Below are 3117 nucleotides of genomic sequence, written 5' to 3' on the forward strand. Positions count from 1 at the left end.
CGCTGCCGCCCGACGAGCCGCCCGGCACGCGGCTGGCGTCCCAGGGGTTGCGCACCGGCGCGGGCGCATCGAAGCCCACCGGGGCCACGGCGGAGTTCTCGTTGGCCGAGCCCATGGCGAACTCGTCGCAATTGAGCTTGCCCAGCGTGACGGCGCCGGCCTGGGCCAGTTGGCCGACCACGGTGGCGTCGAACGGCGACTGGTAGCCGGCCAGCATCTTCGAGCCGGCCGTGCTGGGAAAGTCGCGCGTGACGAAGATGTCCTTGTGGGCGATGGGCACGCCGGCCAGCGGGCCCGCCGTGCCGGCCGCGATGGCCGCGTCCTGCGCACGGGCCTGCGCCAGGGTGGCTTCTTCGTTCATGGCGACGTAGGCGCCCAGGTTCTGGTGGGCGGCGGCGCGCGCCAGGAAGTGCTGGGCGGCTTCGACGGCGGAGACGCGGCGCTCGCGCAGTTCGGTGGCCAGGGCGGCCACGCCCAGATCGTGCAATGCGGTGGTGGAGTGGGTGGTCATCGGGGCGCCCTCATTCGATCACCTTGGGCACCAGGAACAGGCCGTTCTCCACGGCCGGCGCGCTGCGCTGGTTGGCTTCGCGCTGATCGGGTTCGCTGGCGATGTCCTCGCGCAGGCGCAGGGCCACGGCCTGGACGGCGGCGACCGGGTGCGCGAGGGGGGCGACGCCGGTAGTATCCACAGCCCGCATCTTCTCGACGATGCCGAAGAAACCGTTGATCTGCGTGAGCATGCGCTCACTGTCGTCCGAACTCAATTCGAGCCGCGCCAGATTGGCGATGCGACCGATGTCCTGGGGTGTCAGTGCCATAGGGGAAGGGGGGTGGGAAACCGGATGTAAAGCTGAAATCCGGGCCATGCCGGAGGGAGTTATTCACAGGGGATGCGGTATTATCCCGGCTTTGCCGCAATACCCTCCCAACTGCCGGTCATTGTGCGAAAAAATCCAATAAACACCCCCTAATATCACCCGGCGATGGCAGGCCGACGTGCATGCCGTGCCTGAGAGGATTTTTGAATGTTCGGAGCTTTCCGTCGGTACTTCTCCACCGACCTTGCGATTGACCTTGGCACCGCCAACACCTTGATTTTTGCCCGCGACAAGGGCATCGTGCTCGATGAACCCTCGGTCGTCGCCATCCGCCACGAAGGCGGCCCCCACGGAAAGAAAGTCATCCAGGCCGTCGGCCGCGAAGCCAAGGCCATGCTGGGCAAGGTGCCCGGCAACATCGAAGCCATCCGTCCGATGAAGGACGGGGTGATCGCGGATTTCGTGATCACCGAGCAGATGATCAAGCAGTTCATCAAGATGGTGCACCCCCGCACCCTGCTCACCCCCAGCCCCCGCATCATCATCTGCGTGCCCTGCGGCTCCACCCAGGTGGAGCGCCGCGCCATCAAGGATGCGGCCGAGGCCGCCGGTGCCACCGCGGTGTACCTGATCGAAGAGCCCATGGCCGCCGGCATCGGCGCCGGCCTGCCGGTCTCCGAAGCCTCCGGCTCCATGGTGGTCGACATCGGCGGCGGCACCACCGAGGTGGGCGTGATCTCGCTGGGCGGCATGGTCTACAAGGGCAGCGTCCGCGTGGGCGGCGACAAGTTCGACGAGGCCATCATCAGCTACATCCGCCGCAACTACGGCATGCTGATCGGCGAGCCCACGGCGGAGGCCATCAAGAAGAACATCGGCTCGGCCTTTCCCGGCTCCGAAGTGCGCGAGATGGAAGTCAAGGGCCGCAACCTCAGCGAAGGCGTGCCGCGCAGCTTCACCATCTCCAGCAACGAGGTGCTGGAGGCGCTCACCGACCCCCTCAATCAGATCGTCTCCGCCGTCAAGAACGCGCTGGAGCAAACGCCCCCCGAACTGGGTGCCGACATCGCCGAGCGCGGCATGATGCTCACCGGCGGCGGTGCCCTGCTGCGCGACCTGGACCGCCTGCTGGCCGAGGAGACCGGCCTGCCGGTGCTGGTCGCCGAAGACCCCCTGACCTGCGTGGTGCGCGGGTGCGGCATTGCGCTGGAGCGCATGGACCGCCAGGGCAGCATCTTCACGAGCGAGTGACACGCCCGGCCCTGGCGCGAAGCCGGGGCCCTGGAAAAAGACATGGATCAACCGCTGGCCGTCCTCCTTCCGCTCCTGCCGGGCGTGCAGGGCTGCGGGCGGGCCACCGCTGCCGCGCACTTGGCGCCGCCCCCGGCCGCTGCCTGGCCGGTTGTCGCCTGATCCCACGGCCTGCCTGCCCATGCCCCTCGGTACGCTCGAACGGTCCGCGCCGCCCTTCTTCAAGCAAGGGCCCTCGCCGCGCTCCCGACTTGCCCTCTACAGCGCCCTGGCGCTGTTTTTGATGGTGGCGGATGCCCGGTTCCAGGTGACCGATCCGCTGCGCAAGGCCGTGGCCGTGGCGCTCTACCCGCTGCAGTGGACCATGCTGCAGCCGGTGGAGTTCGCCGCCAAGGGGGCGGGCTACTTCCAGTCGCTGCAGGTGGCCCAGGCCGATGCCGACACGGCCCGCCGCAACATGGCGCAGATGTCCGAGCGCGCCAACCAGGCCGAGCAGCTCTTGCAGGAGAACGCGCGGCTGCGCAAGCTGCTGGAGTTGCGCGAGCGCCTGACGACGCCGTCGCAGGCCGCGCAGGTGATCTACGACGCCGCCGATCCCTACACCCGCCGCGTGATGATCGACCAGGGCCAGGTGGCGGGCGTCGAACTCGGCTCGCCGGTGATGGACGAGTCCGGCATGCTGGGCCAGGTCACCCGCGTGCACCCGTTCCTGAGCGAGGTGACCCTGCTCATCGACCGCGACCAGGCCATTCCCGTGATGAACCTGCGCACCGGCGCGCGCAGCGTGGCCTATGGCGATCCGGTCATCGCCCACGGCGGCGGGATGGAGCTGCGCTTCATGCCCGGCAATGCCGACGTGCAGGAAAACGACCTGCTCACCACCAGCGGCGTGGACGGCCTGTATCCGCCGGGGCTGCCCGTGGCCCGTGTGGTGCGCGTGGAGCGGCGCGCCGACTCGGCCTTCGCCCGCATCTACTGCGCGCCGCTGGCGCAGGTGAACGGCGCGCGCCACGTGCTGGTGCTCAAGCCGCTCACGGCCGACCTG

General features: G+C 68.7%; 4 protein-coding genes. 2 read left to right on the top strand and 2 right to left on the bottom strand.

What is annotated here, in order from left to right; translation table 11 throughout:
- Both AC27IQ_RS21265 and gatC read right to left on the bottom strand, forming a co-directional pair.
- On the bottom strand, positions 1-511 hold a 511-nt coding region (locus AC27IQ_RS21265; protein ID WP_487090687.1), incomplete at its 3' end, for an amidase family protein.
- Positions 512-521: 10 nt separating this feature from the next.
- Positions 522-821 carry an Asp-tRNA(Asn)/Glu-tRNA(Gln) amidotransferase subunit GatC gene (gene gatC / locus AC27IQ_RS21270; protein ID WP_487090688.1) on the bottom strand — a complete coding sequence of 100 codons (300 nt, stop codon included), beginning with the start codon at positions 819-821 and terminating at the stop codon, positions 522-524.
- Positions 822-1028: 207 nt separating this feature from the next.
- Between gatC and AC27IQ_RS21275 the strand changes: the two genes are divergently transcribed.
- Positions 1029-2072: a rod shape-determining protein gene (locus AC27IQ_RS21275; RefSeq protein WP_092745880.1), complete on the top strand. Its 1044-nt coding sequence runs from the start codon at positions 1029-1031 to the stop codon at positions 2070-2072.
- Positions 2073-2253: 181 nt separating this feature from the next.
- The coding region (gene mreC / locus AC27IQ_RS21280; protein ID WP_487090689.1) for a rod shape-determining protein MreC at positions 2254-3117 on the top strand (864 nt) is incomplete at its 3' end.

It is taken from the genome of Acidovorax sp. KPB24-07 (genome assembly GCF_057543315.1).

Coding starts and splice junctions, on each gene's coding strand:
- gatC (WP_487090688.1), bottom strand. CDS start 821: ATGGCACTGACACCCCAGGACATCGGTCGCATCGCCAATCTGGCGCGG.
- AC27IQ_RS21275 (WP_092745880.1), top strand. CDS start 1,029: ATGTTCGGAGCTTTCCGTCGGTACTTCTCCACCGACCTTGCGATTGAC.